Annotated in this window: 13 protein-coding genes and 1 pseudogene; 5 read left to right on the plus strand and 9 right to left on the minus strand. The window is 61.4% G+C overall.

Annotated elements, in window-relative coordinates; genetic code table 11:
- Nucleotides 1-158: 158 nt before the first annotated feature.
- Nucleotides 159-290 (plus strand): annotated as a pseudogene (locus I8E17_RS35415) (molybdate ABC transporter substrate-binding protein); the annotation flags it as partial.
- Between the two features lie 111 nt (nucleotides 291-401).
- Here the strand turns inward: I8E17_RS35415 and I8E17_RS30750 are convergent.
- The gene (locus I8E17_RS30750; protein ID WP_069615290.1) at nucleotides 402-1,292 is read right to left on the minus strand and encodes a LysR family transcriptional regulator; all 891 of its coding nucleotides are present in this window, start codon (nucleotides 1,290-1,292) and stop codon (nucleotides 402-404) included.
- Nucleotides 1,293-1,464: 172 nt separating this feature from the next.
- Between I8E17_RS30750 and I8E17_RS30755 the strand changes: the two genes are divergently transcribed.
- Nucleotides 1,465-2,241 (plus strand): class I SAM-dependent methyltransferase, encoded by a 777-nt coding sequence (locus I8E17_RS30755; RefSeq protein WP_069615316.1) that lies wholly within the window; start codon nucleotides 1,465-1,467, stop codon nucleotides 2,239-2,241.
- Nucleotides 2,242-2,251: 10 nt separating this feature from the next.
- Nucleotides 2,252-2,896, plus strand: a complete 645-nt coding sequence (locus I8E17_RS30760; protein WP_069615291.1) for a pyridoxal 5'-phosphate synthase — start codon at nucleotides 2,252-2,254, stop codon at nucleotides 2,894-2,896.
- Between the two features lie 92 nt (nucleotides 2,897-2,988).
- On the opposite strand, the gene dinB is transcribed toward I8E17_RS30760, so the two are convergent.
- A complete protein-coding gene (gene dinB / locus I8E17_RS30765; protein ID WP_069615317.1) occupies nucleotides 2,989-4,086 on the minus strand; it encodes a DNA polymerase IV in 1,098 nt (365 codons plus the stop codon).
- Nucleotides 4,087-4,469: 383 nt separating this feature from the next.
- Between dinB and I8E17_RS30770 the strand changes: the two genes are divergently transcribed.
- Nucleotides 4,470-4,793, plus strand: a complete 324-nt coding sequence (locus I8E17_RS30770) for a hypothetical protein (protein WP_069615292.1) — start codon at nucleotides 4,470-4,472, stop codon at nucleotides 4,791-4,793.
- A 29-nt stretch (nucleotides 4,794-4,822) separates the two neighbouring features.
- Here the strand turns inward: I8E17_RS30770 and I8E17_RS30775 are convergent, their stop codons facing one another.
- From I8E17_RS30775 to I8E17_RS30805, 7 genes are all read right to left on the minus strand, one after another.
- Complete coding sequence (locus tag I8E17_RS30775) at nucleotides 4,823-5,383, minus strand: GNAT family N-acetyltransferase (RefSeq protein ID WP_069615293.1); 561 nt, start codon at nucleotides 5,381-5,383, stop codon at nucleotides 4,823-4,825.
- 22 nt (nucleotides 5,384-5,405) lie between these two features.
- Nucleotides 5,406-7,763, minus strand: a complete 2,358-nt coding sequence (locus I8E17_RS30780) for an Orn/Lys/Arg decarboxylase N-terminal domain-containing protein (protein ID WP_069615294.1) — start codon at nucleotides 7,761-7,763, stop codon at nucleotides 5,406-5,408.
- Between the two features lie 166 nt (nucleotides 7,764-7,929).
- Nucleotides 7,930-9,213 carry an NCS2 family permease gene (locus tag I8E17_RS30785; protein WP_069615295.1) on the minus strand — a complete coding sequence of 428 codons (1,284 nt, stop codon included), beginning with the start codon at nucleotides 9,211-9,213 and terminating at the stop codon, nucleotides 7,930-7,932.
- A 116-nt stretch (nucleotides 9,214-9,329) separates the two neighbouring features.
- Nucleotides 9,330-11,108, minus strand: coding sequence for an adenine deaminase C-terminal domain-containing protein (locus I8E17_RS30790; RefSeq protein WP_069615296.1), 1,779 nt, complete (start codon nucleotides 11,106-11,108; stop codon nucleotides 9,330-9,332).
- A complete protein-coding gene (locus I8E17_RS30795) occupies nucleotides 11,098-12,099 on the minus strand; it encodes a LacI family DNA-binding transcriptional regulator (RefSeq protein WP_069615297.1) in 1,002 nt (333 codons plus the stop codon). The genes I8E17_RS30790 and I8E17_RS30795 overlap by 11 nt, the downstream gene beginning before the upstream one ends.
- 152 nt (nucleotides 12,100-12,251) lie before the next feature.
- Nucleotides 12,252-14,084, minus strand: a complete 1,833-nt coding sequence (locus I8E17_RS30800; protein ID WP_069615298.1) for an ABC transporter ATP-binding protein — start codon at nucleotides 14,082-14,084, stop codon at nucleotides 12,252-12,254.
- A 32-nt stretch (nucleotides 14,085-14,116) separates the two neighbouring features.
- The gene (locus I8E17_RS30805) at nucleotides 14,117-15,313 is read right to left on the minus strand and encodes an aminotransferase class V-fold PLP-dependent enzyme (RefSeq protein ID WP_069615299.1); all 1,197 of its coding nucleotides are present in this window, start codon (nucleotides 15,311-15,313) and stop codon (nucleotides 14,117-14,119) included.
- Between the two features lie 140 nt (nucleotides 15,314-15,453).
- Here I8E17_RS30805 and I8E17_RS30810 point away from each other — a divergent pair, with 140 nt between their 5' ends.
- On the plus strand, nucleotides 15,454-16,239 hold the full coding sequence (locus tag I8E17_RS30810; RefSeq protein ID WP_229002269.1) for an IclR family transcriptional regulator: 786 nt from the start codon (nucleotides 15,454-15,456) through the stop codon (nucleotides 16,237-16,239).
- The last annotated feature ends 54 nt before the right edge of the window (nucleotides 16,240-16,293 follow it).

Below are 16,293 nucleotides of genomic sequence, written 5' to 3' on the forward strand. Positions count from 1 at the left end.
TTCTCGAACCGATCGGCCTTTCGACCTCGGTGGCGGATCGCCTCCCGCGCGGCGCAAGGTGCGACGCATCTCCAACGACGGGATAGGGAGCCGTTCCGCGCAACTGATTATCGGGCAAGCGCGGCGGCTATCTGATTGCCGACGGCGTCGATCTGATGATGAGCTATTCTTCGAACGCGCGTTTGCTGGCAGGGGATCCGGCTTTCAGCGTCATCGACATACCCGACGAGTTTCAGCCGCTTATCGAATACGGCATGGCAATTCGTAAGGGCGTTGATGATGAAACAAGGTCTCTGCGGGACTTCCCGCTATCGGAGACCGGGCGGGAGATTCTCAACAAAGCCGGTTTTCTCCGGTCGGTTAGTCTCCAAGGCAGATGGTGGTCACGGTCTTTTCAAGTATCAGCCAGTCGGCGGCCTGTTGGAGCGCGTGTAGACCTCCGCCTCATTCTGCAGCCATTCACAGAAGAGAACGGATTTTCGGTTCCGACGGGCGCGGCGCAGCGCTATATATTCGTGGCCGCTTTCCAGAAAGCCATATGGCGCCATCAGCCGGCCGAAACGGATGTCGTCGCTGACATAGGGCCAGGGGGCGACGCAGACACCGAGGCCGGCGCTCGCAGCCTCCAGCATGAAGTAGAAATGCTCGTATTCGACGCGCGGTCCCGTTGCGACCGATCTTTCCGATCGGGCAAGCCAGTCGCCCCATGCGCGCAGCCTTGTGCGCGTATGAAGCTGGGGAAGGCCATCGAACTCTGGTGTCGACGCGTCAAAGAGCGATGGCGCGAGCACCGCGCCGGTTTGCTCCGGAAACAGGAAAATCACATCGGCGCCAGACGGCCATGGCGCGCTTCCGACCCGGATCGCCACATCGAAGCCGTCGCGGCTGAAATCGACGGGCTTTGAAGAGGCGGACAGGCGCACTTCTATGTTGGGGTATTTCGCCTGAAACCGATAGAGGCGGGGAATGAGCCAGCGCATCGTAAAGGTGCCGGGGCAGGAGACGTCGAGCTGACCGTCTTCCGTATCGGCTACGGCTCGCACCGATAGATCCATCTGGTCGAATGCGCCCGTCAGGCCGGTCAACAGGGTCATCCCGCCTTCAGTCAATCTCAGCCGGTTTTTCGGTCCTTCGAACAAGTGAACGCCAAGTGCCTCCTCCAGATGCTGAATCTGCCTGCTGACGGCGCTGTGCGTCACATTGAGCTCGTCTGCCGCAAGCGTCATGCGGCCGAGCCGGCCGGCCGCTTCGAAGGCGCGCAGCGCATTCAGGGAGGGCAATCGTCTAGTCATGTGCATTTTCCGAACATTGGCTGTTCGAACATATCGTTTTTCTTCCGAGAAAATAACATGTTTTTTGATGCCGAGAGAAATGGACATCGTATTCATCGAACAACGACGCGACGATGCAATGGCATTTTCACGTCCGGCGAAGCCTTGTCCGACGAAGCAATGGAGACATGAAGTGCAAGGCAGATATCAGGACGGCAGTGCGGGCGATGCGAATTACGGCGTGATCGGATCGGGCTATACCAATTATCGTCAGCCGGACCCCCATATAGCCGAATTGATCCGCGCCGCTCTCGGCGATGCGAAAACCGTGTTGAATGTCGGTGCCGGCGCAGGCTCCTATGAGCCGGTCGACCGGCAGGTGACGGCCGTCGAGCCGTCTGCGTCCATGCGCGCCCAACGGCCGGCGCATCTCCCGGTCGCGATCGACGGAACGGCGGAACATCTTCCTTTTGCCGACCGGAGTTTCGATGCGGCAATGGCGACCTTCACGGTGCATCAATGGTCTGATCTCGACCGAGGGCTTGCCGAGATGCGGCGCGTTACCCGCGGCCCTGTCCTGGTGTTGAGCTGCGATCCGCATCTGCTGGAACGGTCGTGGCTACACACCTATGGGCCTGAAATGATTGCGGTCGAGGCACGACGTTATCCGGAGATGGATAGGATCGCGACCGCACTCGGCGGCAATGTGGAGATCAAGGCGGTGCCGATCCCGCTGAATTGCGTCGATGGTTTCGGCGAGGCCTATTATGGCAGGCCGGAGCGAATGCTTGATCCTGGCGCGCGGCTTGCCAATTCGGCATGGAGCTTTGTCGATGCCTCCGTTGGCGAGCGTTTTGTCGCCGAGCTCGGCCGCGATCTCACCGACGGATCCTGGGATCGTCGTTATGGCGCCCTCCGCACGCAGCCATTCTTCGAAGGCTCGCTGCGTCTCATTATCGCCAGACCATGAGGAGAGCGCCGTGAGAGACGAATTGCGTATACTCAAGTCCTTGGCCGGACCGTTTCCCTCGTTCGAGGCGGATCTGACACCTGACAATCCGCGAGACCTGTTTTCCGACTGGCTGCGCGATGCCATCGAGGCTGATATCAAGGAGCCGCATGCAATGGTGCTTTCCACGATCGACGAGAATGGCGCACCGGATGCTCGTGTTCTCATCCTGAAGAACCTCGACCAGCGTGGCTGGCACTTCGCAACATCAGGCAGGGGGCCGAAGGGCCGGCAGATTGCCGCCAATCCCTCTGTGTCACTCACCTTCTATTGGCCGCGGCTCGGGCGGCAGGTGCGATTGCGCGGCATGGCGTTTCAGGCCGAGGCGCATGAGTGCCATGCCGATTTCCGTGGACGCGCGCCGGGCGCCAAGGCCATTGCCCTGACCGAGCGGCAGAGCGAGGTTCTGGGTTCGTCGCAGGAGCTCGATGATGCATTGGCACTGCAGCATCGGCGGTTGCGGGACGAGCCCGATCTTGTCGCTGCAGATTGGGCGCTTTTCATCGTCATGCCGCATGAGGTCGAATTCTGGCAGGGCGATTCAGAGCGCCGCCACCATCGCTTGCGATATCGGCGTGAAAAGGCGCGCTGGCTGAAGGAGCGGCTCTGGCCTTGATGATTTTCGCTTTGATGGCCGCGGTTGTCCGTTTCCGTTGCTTTCGGTGGAAAGATTAGACCGCCACTGTGACCGCTGAGGATCAGCATCCCTCAGATGCCGAGATCGAGCTGGGGCTGTAAGCTCCCATCGTCGGCCTTTTCGTTCGTCAAAGACGAAAGCGTGATACCGAGCAGCCGGATCGGCCGCGCAAACGGGTAGACGCTTGCCAGAAGCGCCGACGCTGTCTCGAGGACAGCGCCGACGTCTGCGATCGGCGAGGAGCTTGTCCGACTGCGTGTCGCCTGGGTAAAGTCCGAATATTTGATCTTCACGGTCACCGTCTTGGCGTTGAAACCGCCTGCTTCGCAGTAGCGCCAAACCTTCTGCGCAAGCGGCCGCAGTTCCGCCGTTGCCAGCTCTAGATGGTCGATATCCTCAACGAATGTGTCTTCCGCGCCTATGGATTTGCGAACCCGGTCCGGCTTTACCTGGCGCTCGTCGATGCCGCGGGCGATACCGTAGAAATAAGGGCCTGCCTTTCCAAAATGCTCCTGCAGGAAGGCGAGCGATTTCGATTTCAGATCCAGCCCGGTTTCGATGCCATATTTATGCATCCGCTCGGCGGTCGCCGGCCCGACGCCGTGGAATTTCTTGACGGGAAGCGTTTCGACGAAGGCCGGGCCATTCCTTGGTGTAATGACAGCCTGGCCGTTCGGCTTGTTGAGGTCGCTTGCCATTTTGGCGAGGAACTTATTGTAGGAAATGCCGGCCGAAGCATTGAGGCCGGTGACCTGCTTGATCTTGGCCCGGATCTCCAGCGCGATCTCGGTGGCGATTTCCATGCCCTTGTGGTTCTGGGTGACGTCGAGGTAGGCTTCGTCGAGCGACAACGGCTCGATCATCGAAGTATATTCGGCAAAGATCTCGCGGATCTGCTGCGACACCGCCCTGTAGACATCAAAGCGCGGCGGCACGAAAATCAGGTCCGGACATTTGCGTTTTGCGGTAACCGAAGGCATCGCCGAATGAACGCCGAAGGCGCGGGCCTCGTAGCTTGCGGCCGCCACGACGCCGCGTGCAGCCGACCCGCCGACCGCAAGCGGCTTGCCGCGCAGCTCCGGATTGTCCCGCTGCTCGACCGATGCATAGAATGCATCCATATCGACATGGATGATCTTCCGGACAGTGGTCGAGCTGGTGTCGTTCATGGCGGTCTCGGTCATTACACAGTAGCTTCAGAGCGGTCCGTTATTGCGGAAGCTGAAACAAATGCGGAACATATCATCCTCGATGACGATATCAAACCGGCTCGGTTGTCTTGCTAGGAAGAGGTGAGGAAATTGCCGCATGCCAGGCATGCCGCAAACGCTACCTTGAGATGCGCGCAAGGCTTCTTATCTCTTGTCCGTCCCCCAATACGGAGCCTCAAGATGGGCCAAATCGCCACCGATCCGCTTTCCGACCTGCTTATGGAGATCCTCCCGCCCGAGCATGACGAGGAGTCCCGAGCCGATGGCACCGCATGTCTGTGCTGCCGCAGGCTGCGGTCGGCAAGGAAGATGGACGAAGACGGCTGCGGCATATGTGACGAATGCCTGGCACCATGATCGACGGCGCGCCGCAACTGCTGCCCGCTGAATTGTCGGGCTTCGAACATGCGCTCGCGAAGCTGCCTGACGGCTATTCGGAGGGGCATTTTCAAGGTCGCCCCTGGGGTGTGACGGTCAAGCGATCGGCCGACGGGAAACGGATCTGGCTCTATGGCGAAGAGCTTGGCGGGACCGATGTCGTCAGCTTTAATCTGTACATGCTCTCCGGAGCAAACCTCTCCCTCAAGCCCTGCGAAATGTCCTCGTCGAAGGTTGTGAATTTCGTCTTGGGCTTCAGGCCAGCTCAAACGCAGCATCCGGCCTAAGCGCGCGGCAGCCAATAAGCGGCTCTGCTTCAGCGGGTGGAGAGCGGCGGTGGAGGCGGCTGCGTGGTGGAGCCGGGACCGAGCGAGCGCTGGACCATTACGGTATCGGCCCAGCGGCCGTAGCGATAGGCAACAGCCGGCAGCAGACCGACCCGAATAAAGCCGAAGCGTTCGTGCAAGGCGAGCGAAGCGACGTTGTCCGCGTCGATATAGCCGATCATCTGCCGGAAGCCGGCCGCCGCGCAGGCGTCGATCAGTCCGCGCATGAGCAGGCTTCCGACACCCTGGCCGACATGGTCGTGATGCACATAGATCGAATGCTTGACGGTATAACGATAGGCGGGGCGCTTGCGAAAAAGCACCACATAGGCATAGCCGACGACCTTCTCACCCTCGATCGCAACGACATGCGGGAAGCGGCGGTCCTTCAAATTCTTGCGCCGTTCGCGCAGATCATCCGGCTGCGGCGTATCGCCATCATCGACACCGGCTTCGACTCCGCGGTGAATATGGCGGCGATAGATAGCCAGCATGGCATCGACGTCGCTCTCCCGGGATGGGCGAACGATGATTGTTTTATCCTGCTTCATGTCCGAACCTGAATTTCCAAGCCTATTCCGCGACAACGTAGGTATAGAGGCGGATCTTGCCGGATGCATCGACCTCGCGATAGAGGCCTTGGATCTCCACCTCGAAGCCGGGGAAGGTGTTGAAGCAGGTTTCGAACATCTTGAGATAGTCGATCATGGGCTTTGCCTGTTCGGTCAGGCGCTCGCCGGGCACGATGGTCGCAATCCCCGGGGGATAGACGACGAAGGGTGTGGTCGCGATGCGGCCGGCAATGGCGTCGATCGGCAGATAGTCGACATCGTTGCGCACCAGGCAGCGCGCGGCATCGTGCGGCGACATGGCGATCGGCGGCAGGTGTTCGGCGGAAAACTGCTTCGTCTGCAGGGCGCTCACATCGGCCTGGCGGAAGAAATTGTGCATGTCAGCGCAAAGATCCCGCAGGCGCACGCCCGCATAGCGACCGGGGCGGCGGCGGTAGAATTCCGGAATGGCCTCTTCCAGCAGCGCGTTGTCGTCATGAAGCTTTTTAAAGGCGACAAGGCCGCTGATCAGGGTGCCGGCCTTGCTGGCTTCGACACCGGGTGTGAGCAGGAAGAGCAGCGAATTGAGGTCGTTCTTTTCCGCGACGATCCGGTTTTCGCGCAGATATTGCGCAACGATAGGCGCTGGAATGCCGTGTTCCGTATATTTTCCACTTGCTCGATCAAAGCCGGGGGTAAGCAGGGTGAGCTTGTTCGGGTCGGTCATGGCGAAACCCGGCTCCATGCCGGAAAAGCCATGCCATGCCGCATCGGGTGTCAGGTGCCAGAAGGCGGGATTGGTGGCGAGCTGATCGGTCGCGACGCTCTCCCAAGGCACATCGTGCACAGCGCCGGGGCTTGCCACATCAGGAATCGCGACCCGATCCGGCACGAAGGGCTCGAAGAACCAGCGGCGTTCGGGACGATGCTCCTTCTCCTCGAATTCACGCCGTACGGCGCGGATTTTCTTGCGCAGTTCGATGCCGAGGCGGATCGTGTCGTCCCAAAGCACTTCGCCCGAACGGCCCTTCATCATCTGCGCGCCGACGTCGAGCGAGGCAAACAACGGATAGAAGGGCGAGGTCGAGGCGTGCTGCATGAAGCTTTCGTTGAAGCGACGATGTTCCACGCGGCGTTTCTGGCCGGTGATGTGCCTATCCTTCATGTGGATCTGCGAGGCCTGCGAGAAGCTTGCGAGTTGCTTGTGGGTCGATTGCGTGGCGATGATCCCGGGCGCATCGGGGCCGAGGTCCGAAAGGCCCATGGCAAAGCGCCCGGCATAAAGCGGGTGAAACTTCATGAAGCCCGCCCATGCCTCGTCGAAGAGGATGTAGTCGCACAGATGTCCGATGCGCTTGAGGATCATCTCGGCATTGTGGATGGTGCCGTCATAGGTGCATTGCTCCACGACCGCGACGCGGAACGGACGCGGCTTCTTGTAGGCTTCCGGATCTTTTACCAGCGGATGGGTGCGGATACGCTCGCGCAGCGCGTCCTCGTCCATGGTGGCGAAATCCATGGGACCGATCAGGCCATAGAGATTGCGTCTGGTCGGCAGGTAGATCGGAATGCCGCCCGAGATCATCAGGGCGCCGTGATGGGCGGCCTTGTGGTTGTTGCGATCGAACAGCACGAGATCGCCGTCGGTGACGAGGGCCGAGAGCGCGACCTTGTTGGACGTGGAGGTGCCGTTCAGCACGAAATAGGTCTTTTCGGCGCCGAAGATCTTGGCCGCCTCCTTCTGCGCGGCGAGAGCCGGTCCCTCGTGGGTCAGAAGGTCGCCGAGATCGAGCACGGAGTTGTCGAGGTCGTCGCGGAACACCGCTTCGCCGAGATGCTCCATGAAGACCCGGCCGATGGGGCTGCGGCTGTAGAAGATGCCGCCATTGTGCCCGGGGCAGGTCCAGAGGTGATTGCCCTCCTCGGCATAATCGACCAGCGCGCCGAAGAACGGCGTCTTCAGGGTTTCGGCATATTGCTTGAGCCGGCTGATGAGGCTTTTCGCGATGAAGGCGGGCGTTTCCTCGGAGAGGAAGACGTAACCGTCGATGAAATCGAGGACCTCGACCGGCACATCCTCGAAGCGCTTGCGGCGGATCAGGAGGATGATCGGGAATTCCAGGCCGCGCCGGCGCATGAGGTTGATGAGGGCGGCCGTCTTGCCTTCGAGGCCCTTCTTGCCCCAGTCCACTAGCATGCAGCCGATCGCCGCGTCGGTCTGCACGGCGATCTCGGCATCTTCGAGATTGCGCGCGCGCACCACCTCGAAACCTGAGCGTTCGATCTCCTCGACGATCTGATTATAGCGGGCGCCTTCCAGGTCCTCATTGTCGAAGGTTGGCGTCGCGAACAGAAAGTTGAAACGTCTGAAATAATCCATGTCGATACCCGCTCTTGATCTGGGATGAGGTGTCGGCGCATTTCATGACATGGATGTGACAGAATAGAGGACGTTCCAAACCGTATTGATGGCCACCGCCGGTCACGTCGCCGGCCCGCCGTTTCATGCCGGATCGCGGGTGCGCAACTTATGGATTTGTGGCCGCTCAGTGAGCGGCCACGGTCCAGAAATAATAGGCAAGCGGGATGGCGAGAAGATACATGCCGATGGACACCTGCCTTGCTTCTCCCGATAAGACCTTGACGATGACGTAGAACAGCAGTCCTCCGGCGATGCCGGTTCCAAAGCTGTTGGAGACCAGGGTCAGAAGGACCATCATCAGGGCGGAGAGACCGTCGGAGAAATTCTCCAGGTCGACACGCTTCAGCGCGCTGAACATCGACATGCCGACGAGGATCAGGGCGGGTGCCGTGGCGGCCGCCGGGATCATCAGCGCGATCGGCGTAAAAAGCAAAGTGAGCGCGAAAAGGGCTGCGGTTGCAAGTGAAGCAAAACCGGTGCGTCCGCCGGCTTCCGCGCCTGTCGCGCTCTCGACGAGCGCCGTGGCGGAGGGAATGCCGAGCAGCGGACTGATGGTGGCGGCAATCGAATCGACGAGGAACGGCTTGCCCAGGTCCGCCATGTTGCCTTCTTCATCGACCAGGCCGGCCTTGGCGCCGACGGCGAGCGTCGTGCCCAGGGTCGAGAAGAATTCGGATGCGAAGAAGGCGAAGAGATAGGGGAAATATTCGATCTTCAGCGCACCAAGGAAATCGAGCTGAAGGCCGATCTCAGAGATGCCGTGCGGCGCTCCGAAGAATGCGGCGGGCACCTTGGTCACGCCGAGCGGAATGCCGAGCAGTGTGCTCCCCAGGATCGCCCAGAGGATTGGTCCCGGCACTTTGCGCCCGCGCAGGAAGACGGCGAGGAAGATGCCGAAGACGGCGATGATCGCCTGTCCCGAGTTGAACGAACCGAGCATGAGCGCGTGGCTCTTGGCGTTGACATCGACGAGACCTGCATTCTTGAAGCCGAGAAGCGCGATGAACAATCCGATCGCCGCGCCCAGTCCGAGCTTGATCTGGGCCGGAACCATGCGGGCGATGACCTGGCGTACACCGAGGACGGTCAGCAGAACGAAGACGACACTCGACCAGAAGGAGATGGCAAGGCCAGTCTGCCAGGGAATATGCTCCACGGCTGCCATCGTCGGCCCCACCAGAACCGAGCCGCCAATGCCCGGCCCCACCACGAAGGGCATATTGGCATAAAACGCCATGAACAGGGTCGCGCCGATGATGACGAGGATCGTTGCCGTCGTTGCGGCGGCGCGGTCGATGCCACCGGCGGAAAGCAGGGAAGGGATCACGACGAGGAGATAGGCCGCTGCCAGGAAGGACGTCATCCCGGCAATGATTTCCGTCTTCGTGTTGGTCTTACGCTCGCCCATGCGAAAGTAGGTCTTCCACCGCGGCTCTGACGTATCACCCGACTGCCCGACATTCGTAGTTGAGGTCATTGGCTATATCTCCTAAGTCGGCAAATACCGCCGTTTGGCTGGTGACCTCAGTTTTGGCTTGCAGCCAGAAGCGGTCTGATGTCCTGGGTGGTTCCGTCGGTCAGCCCGAGATCGGTGACATGCGGGCCGGGGTTACAGGCAAGGCTTGCTCCGACGACCGCCTTGAAGGTGCGAATGGGCGGCATCCAGTCAGCTATCGCATCGGCCGCGGCGCGCAGCCTGGCAAAATCGTCGGCCACCTCCTTTGCGGGCGCATCCGACAGCAAGCCGCAGACGGGCAGGGGAAGCACCGCCGTCACCTCGCCATCGGCCGCCGTCGCCATGCCGCCGCCGGCGTCGATGACGGCATTGGCCGCCGCAGCCATATCCGTGGGGTCGCGGCCGAAGGCGGTGAGATTATGGCTGTCATGCGATATCGTCGTCGCCAAAGCACCACGCCAATGGCCCCAGTCTTCCAGGATGCCGATGACGGGTGTCGACTCTTTTCTTCCGTGGCGGTGAATAACAGCCATCAGCAGCATATTGTCAGGCAGAACGAGCTTGTCATTTTCGACCTTGACGATTGCCTCTCCCCATTTCGTGAATCGTGGGCTGACAATCGTGTTGACGCGAGCATCAGTCATGCCCGGCAGCTTGATCTCGAAATCCGTGGCGGAAAGCCTTTCGACCTTTACGGTGCCGCGATAGGCATCCGAGGGCGTGTACTCGCTGGCTCCAACGAGGCTGCCGCTTCCTGCGACCTCGCGTCCCGATGCAAAGACGCGGTCAACCGTAATCTTTTCGAGATCGGAGAGGATGACGATGTCAGCGCGGCGGCCGGGTGCCACCAATCCCAGATCATGGCGGTTCAGCCACATGGCGGCGTTGAGCGTGGCGGCGCGGATGGCATCGATCGGCTTCATTCCATAGCCGATCAGGCGTCTGAGAACGGATGACATCGCTCCCTCATTCACGAGGTCGTCGGGGAAGACGTCATCGGTGCAGATCGTCAGCGTTTGCGGCAGATGCGGCAGCTTTTTCAGCACGCCGACGACGTCAGGCAGAACATAGTCATGGGAGCCGCGCAACTCGATGGTAAGGCCAGCCCGCAATTTCGCCAGCAAGTCCTCGCCCGAGGTGAGCTCGTGATCGGATTGGATGCCTGCGGCAACAAAGGCCTGCAGTTCCGCGCCTTCGAGGCCGCGGGCATGGCCGCAGACGCGCTTGCCGCTCGCAAGTCCGGCATCGAGGATGCCGCGCATCGGCTCGCTGCGCTCAAGGACCCCTCGCATGTTCATCACTTCGGCGACACCGGAAATCTCCGGCCAACTCAGCATGGTTGTCATTTCGCCTGAGCGGAATTCCGCTCCGGCAAGCTCAAGGCCAGGTGCCGAGGGGACGCAGGAGGGCGCCAGGGTCAGGAAGCGCAGCGGCGATTGCCGTGTTTCTTCGAGCGCCCACCGAATACCGTCGAGGCCGGCGACGTTGCCGATTTCATGCGGGTCCCAGCAGACCGTCGTCGTGCCCTGGGGGACGACAGTTTCCGCGTATCGCCTTGGCGTCACCATCGAGCTTTCGACGTGCATATGCGTGTCGATAAATCCGGGCGCGATGAAGCGCCCTGAAGCGTCGATGGTCTGCTTTGCGTCGTTCCTTGTCCCCGAGGCATGGACGCTTGCGATCAAGGGGCCGACAAGGCCGATATCGGCCGGCCTCATTTCCGAGGTCGCGACATCGACGAGTGTTCCGCCGCCGATCAGCACATCGAACGGCTCAAGGCCCAATGCCGCCCGGACGGCGCGATCGCGCAGCTCGGATGAATGGAGGTCGTGGGGTTCATTCGGCATGTCTGCCTCCCTTGGCGAAAGCGGATGGGCGCGCGGTGGATTGCCGCAAGACGAGTTCCGTCGGGAATATTCCGCTGGTGTCGGTTTCTCCGGCAACGAAGGCGAGCGCATGGTTCGCCACGGTTTCCAGATCCTGCCGGACGGTCGTGAGCGGCGGAGAGACGATTTGAGCCCACATCAGATCATCGAAGCCGGTGAGCGATATGTCTTCCGGAATGCTGAAGCCCCTGTCCTTGACGGCAATGGCAAAGCCGACGGCGATGGCGTCATAGGCGGCGGCACAGGCGGTAAAATCCCGCAGATCGAGCTCGCGGCCGAGAGCGCTGCCGGCCTCGAACGTCGCATCGCTGTGTCGTAATGCCAGTTCGACGCCGGCTTTGCGGAAGATTTCGCGCATTCCCTCGACGCGCTCGCGCGCCACCAGCGAATTTTCCGGACCAGCGAGGATAAGGATGCTGTCATGACCAAGCTCGAGCAGATGGCGGGCGATCAGGCGCCCGCCTTCACGATGATCGCTGGCAGCGATGTTGCCGACCGTGGCGGCGCTGTCGATGACGGCGACCGGCACCGGCACATCCGTGGGCGCGATCGTCGTGCCGCGCGTCGGTATCACAATCAGTGCATCGATGCCGCGGGCGATCATGGTCCTGATTTCGAATTCCTGCTGCTGCGGGTCGCCCTGACTGTCGCCGATGAGAACGGCAAGACAGCGCCGCTTGGCGGCTCGCTCGATGGCCTGGGCAAAAGCGGGAAACAAGGGTTGGCCGATATTCGCAACCAGCAGGCCGACCGTATTGCTCTTGCCGGTGCGCAGAGCGCGGGCCGCATGGTCAGGCACATAGCCGAGCCTGTCCGCTTCCAGGCGAATCTGCTCCGCAAGGGCTGATGACACCCGCCCCGTACCGCGCAGGGCATTCGAGACCGTTGCCGTGGAGACACCCAGCTTGGTTGCGATTTCCCGAATCGAGGTAGGGCGGGTCTGACTCTCCAAGAGCGCGCTCCGGTTTCCTTGATTAATCGTTTAATCAACGCGGCGCGCTTTTGCAAGAGCGTCCTTAACTGCGCGGGGATGAAACGCGGTTTCGCCGATGGTGGCGTCTGTTGGTGATGACGAAGGACCTTTCGGTCGATCGGCTTGCGGTATCAGACGGCAACCAGATGGCCGGAAGAGACGGTTCGATACGCGCGCGGCTTGACCAGATAATCGACGGGCCGGATGGGGCTTTTCAACTCCTCACTGGCTGCCATGCGTTTTTCGCGTCGGCGATCGGGGTCCGGCACAGGAACGGCCGCCATCAGCTTCTTCGTGTAGTCGTGCTGCGGATTGCCGAAAACAGCCGCGCGCGGGCCGATCTCGACGATTTCGCCGAGATACATGACGGCGACGCGATGGCTGACGCGCTCGACCACGGCCATGTCGTGGGAGATGAACAGGAAGGAAAGGTCGAGGCTCTGCTGCAGGTCGAGCATCAGGTTGATGACCTGCGCCTTGATCGACACATCGAGCGCGGACACGCTTTCGTCGGCGACGATCACTTTCGGCTGCAGTGCCAGGGCGCGGGCGATGCAGATGCGCTGGCGCTGGCCGCCGGAGAATTCGTGCGGATAGCGGCTTGCCATGTCAGGGGTCAGGCCCACCTTGCGCAGCATATCGGCGACGATCTCTTTCGCTTCCCTTGCCGTTCCCATCCGGTGTTCGAGGTAGGGCTCAGCGATCGCCTGCCCGACGGTCATGCGCGGGTTAAGGGAGGCAAAGGGGTCCTGGAAGATCATCTGCACGGATTTGCGCATCTCGCGCATGTCACGTTTGCCAAGTGAGAGCACGTCGTGGCCATCGACGATGACGGAACCGGATTGCGGTTCGATCAGCCGCATGATGGCGCGTCCGGTGGTCGACTTGCCGCAACCGGATTCGCCGACAAGCGACAATGTTTCGCCGGCAAAGAGATCGAACGAGACGTTTTCGACCGCATGCACCCGGCCTTTGAGCTTTCCAAAGAGGCCCGAATGAATGTCGAAGCGCTTGGTGAGGTTTTTCACCTGCAGAACCGGCTTTTCCTTTGCGACCGTATCGGGCACCTCGGCGGGCGTGTCGGATTCTCCCGTCGCCGTATTGACGACGGGGAAGCGCAGCGGCCGTTCATAGGATTGCATCGAACCGAGCACCGGCACGGCCGACAGCAGCGCGCGGGTATAGGGATGCTGGCCGCGATGGAAGATATCGGCCGTGGCGCCCGTTTCCACCTGCTCGCCGCGATACATGACGACCGTGCGATCGGCGATCTCCGCCACCACACCCATGTCATGCGTGATGAACAGGACGGAAGTTCCTTCTTCATCCTGCAGCATCTTGATGAGGTCGAGGATCTGGCCCTGGATCGTGACGTCGAGCGCCGTCGTCGGCTCGTCGGCGATCAGCAGCCTCGGCTTCGAGGCGAGCGCCATGGCGATCATGACGCGCTGGCGCATGCCGCCGGAAAAGCGGTGCGGATATTCGTCGAAGCGCGAGGCGGCCGAGGGAATGCGGACCTTTTCGAGCAGCCGGATCGTCTCGGCCTTGGCGTCCGCAGCCGACATGTCCCTGTGGCAGAGCAAGGCCTCCGAAACCTGGTTACCGATGGTGAAGAGCGGATTGAGCGACGTCATCGGCTCCTGGAAGATCATCGACACGTCGTTGCCGCGCACCTTGCGCATCTCATGTTCGGGAAGAGAAAGCAGGTTGCGGCCGCCAAGCAGGATCTTGCCTTCGATGCGGCTCGAATCGCTCTGTAGCAGCCGCATGATCGAGAGCGAGGTGACGCTCTTGCCCGAGCCGCTCTCGCCGACGATCGCCACCGTCTCGCCTGGCGCGACCGAGAAGGAAACATTGCGCACGACGGGTTTCCATGCGCCGTCCACCAGGAACGAGGTGGTGAGGTTTTCGACGGAGAGGATGGGTTCGGCGGCCTCCGCGGCCTTTGCCTGCGACGTGCTCATGCGTGTTCCCTTCTTGCGATCCCTGTCACAGCTCAGTCCGGCCAGTTCAGCACGCCGTCGAAGCGATGCCGGCTGCGGTTCTCGATCGGCGTCGCGATGATCTCGTTGGAGGCGCGCGCCTTGTCGAGCTCCTCGGCAAGCCGGGTCGCGACAATGGTCTCCTGGCCGGGATGCAGGTTGCATGGATCGAGATAGAAATAGTGATGCTCCACCTCATGGTCGCGGACGATTACCGGCGGGTTGCCGCGGGCAAGCGCTGCCGCAAGATCCCAGGCGCTGATATGCGCCTCCGGCGCCGAGATGATGACCCGCATGCGGTCGAGCGGGTTGTTGGTGGGATCGGGCTCGATCAGGGCGGTGACGCCGGGGCGGCCGTCGAGAGTTCGCTTCCACAGGTTCAGATAGCCCGTCTCGCGTTCGCGGATGCCGGCATGGTCGCGCTTTTCCCAGGCTTCCAGTGCCGCCATCACGCCATAGATGCTTTCCTTGCCGACCTTCATGCCGCGGCCGATGCCCATGTTCTGCAGGAAGGCGTTGCGGACCAGCTCCTTCTTGCCGGCGACGATGCCGGAGGTGGGGCCGCCGAGGAACTTATGGCCGGAATAGAGCACGATGTCGGCGCCCTGCGCCAGGAAGAGCCTGAGGTCGTACTCCGAAGCGGCATCGACGATGACGGGCACGCCCTTGGCGTGCGCGATCTCGACGAACTCGGTCAGGTGCAGCAAGCCGTAATCGACCACATGATGGGATACGACATAGACGGCTGCCGCCGTCTTCTCGCTTATGGCATTTTCCATGTGAAAGCGGTGTGTCGACGTTGCTTGACCGATCAGAACGACCTTGCCGCCGGCGAGGCGGATCGCCTGATCCACGGGGGCGCCATAGCTCACCACATGGCCGGTTTGTACGAGGACTTCGTTCTTGTCCGGGGCGGCATCGGGCAGCTTCTCAATGGCAAGCAGGTTGTTGCCGGTGATGGCGCCGGCGACGGCGAGGCTGATGCCGGAGGAGCAGGATGCCGTCACGAAGCCCGCCTCCCCGCCCGTCAGCCGGGCGATAACGGCGCTGGCCTTGCGCTGGAGGTCGTTGATTTCGACGAATTGTGGGAGGATCGCCGTCATCGCCGCAATGGCTTCGGGCACGACGATCGATGCGCCGAGGCTGGTCATGGTGCCTGATACATTGATGACGGGCCTCAGGCCGATCTTGCTACGGATATCATCGGACATTCTATCTCTCCAAAGTGACGACTGCCGATTGTCATCGACAGCTATGCCATAGTAATGTAATAGCTTCTCGAAATCTCACGAGGAGCGTTGACTTGGACGCCAAGACCCTACCCGCCGCACCCCCTGAAGACGCCGATTCCATCGGAGAAGGGGAAATCAAAGGCGCGCGCCGTTCGCGGGTAAGCGGCATCGACCGCGCGCTGCAGGTCATTGACTATCTCTATGAAACCGGCGCGCCTGCTGGCGCCTACGCGATCGCCAAGGCGATCAAGGCGCCTCTTTCGACCGTCTATGTCATCATCGACGATCTGGTCGAAAAGAACATGCTTGGCCGCAATGCCGACGGTTCCGTCTGGCTCGGGGCGCGCCTTTACCACTATGGCCTCGCCTATGCCCGGTCGCTCGATTTCATGAGCGTCGCCACCCGCGAAATGCACGATCTTTGCCGGCAGGCGAGCGAGACGGTGCAAGTCTGCGGCCGCGACGGCGACAGCATGCTGGTGCTGGCGATGGCGGACGGGCCGAGCCATTTTCAGGTCGCCTCTCGCGTCGGAACGCGCGTGCCGCTCAACTGGACTGCTTCGGGTCGGCTGCTGGTCGGGCATTTGCCGGAAGGCGAAAGGATCGAGCTTTTCAAGCGCTGTGCCCGCACCTCGCCGACCGGTCGGGCCGAGGTCGATGCCGCCGTGCTTTCCGAGGCCGCGGGCAAGGCCTTTGAGGAGCGCTTGTCGATCCAGGTGGCGGAGTCCGATTATGCGGTTGCCTGCATCGCATCGCCGGTCGTGGACCGCGATGGTCAATGTGTCGCGACCATTTCGATCGTGCTTCCCGAACAGAAAGCCGTGTCCGACGGCAGCCATTATGGTGAGCAGGTGCGCGCGGCCGCCGAGCGGATCGAAAAGCTGATGGGCTGGCGCAACCACTGAATTCGTCCTCCTTAAAGCAATTCCAGCAAAAGCGCGACGCGGTTTTGTGTCCGG

Source organism: Rhizobium sp. AB2/73, assembly GCF_020871915.1.
GTDB classification, from domain to species: domain Bacteria; phylum Pseudomonadota; class Alphaproteobacteria; order Rhizobiales; family Rhizobiaceae; genus Rhizobium; species Rhizobium dioscoreae.

What these genes read in the sequence shown, in the direction of transcription:
- I8E17_RS30785 (WP_069615295.1), bottom strand. Translation starts at nt 9,213, where the DNA reads ATGGGCGAGCGTAAGACCAACACGAAGACGGAAATCATTGCCGGGATG.
- dinB (WP_069615317.1), bottom strand. Translation starts at nt 4,086, where the DNA reads ATGAACGACACCAGCTCGACCACTGTCCGGAAGATCATCCATGTCGAT.
- I8E17_RS30800 (WP_069615298.1), bottom strand. Translation starts at nt 14,084, where the DNA reads ATGAGCACGTCGCAGGCAAAGGCCGCGGAGGCCGCCGAACCCATCCTC.
- I8E17_RS30750 (WP_069615290.1), bottom strand. Translation starts at nt 1,292, where the DNA reads ATGACTAGACGATTGCCCTCCCTGAATGCGCTGCGCGCCTTCGAAGCG.
- I8E17_RS30770 (WP_069615292.1), top strand. Translation starts at nt 4,470, where the DNA reads ATGCCTGGCACCATGATCGACGGCGCGCCGCAACTGCTGCCCGCTGAA.
- I8E17_RS30780 (WP_069615294.1), bottom strand. Translation starts at nt 7,763, where the DNA reads ATGGATTATTTCAGACGTTTCAACTTTCTGTTCGCGACGCCAACCTTC.
- I8E17_RS30805 (WP_069615299.1), bottom strand. Translation starts at nt 15,313, where the DNA reads ATGTCCGATGATATCCGTAGCAAGATCGGCCTGAGGCCCGTCATCAAT.
- I8E17_RS30775 (WP_069615293.1), bottom strand. Translation starts at nt 5,383, where the DNA reads ATGAAGCAGGATAAAACAATCATCGTTCGCCCATCCCGGGAGAGCGAC.
- I8E17_RS30790 (WP_069615296.1), bottom strand. Translation starts at nt 11,108, where the DNA reads ATGCCGAATGAACCCCACGACCTCCATTCATCCGAGCTGCGCGATCGC.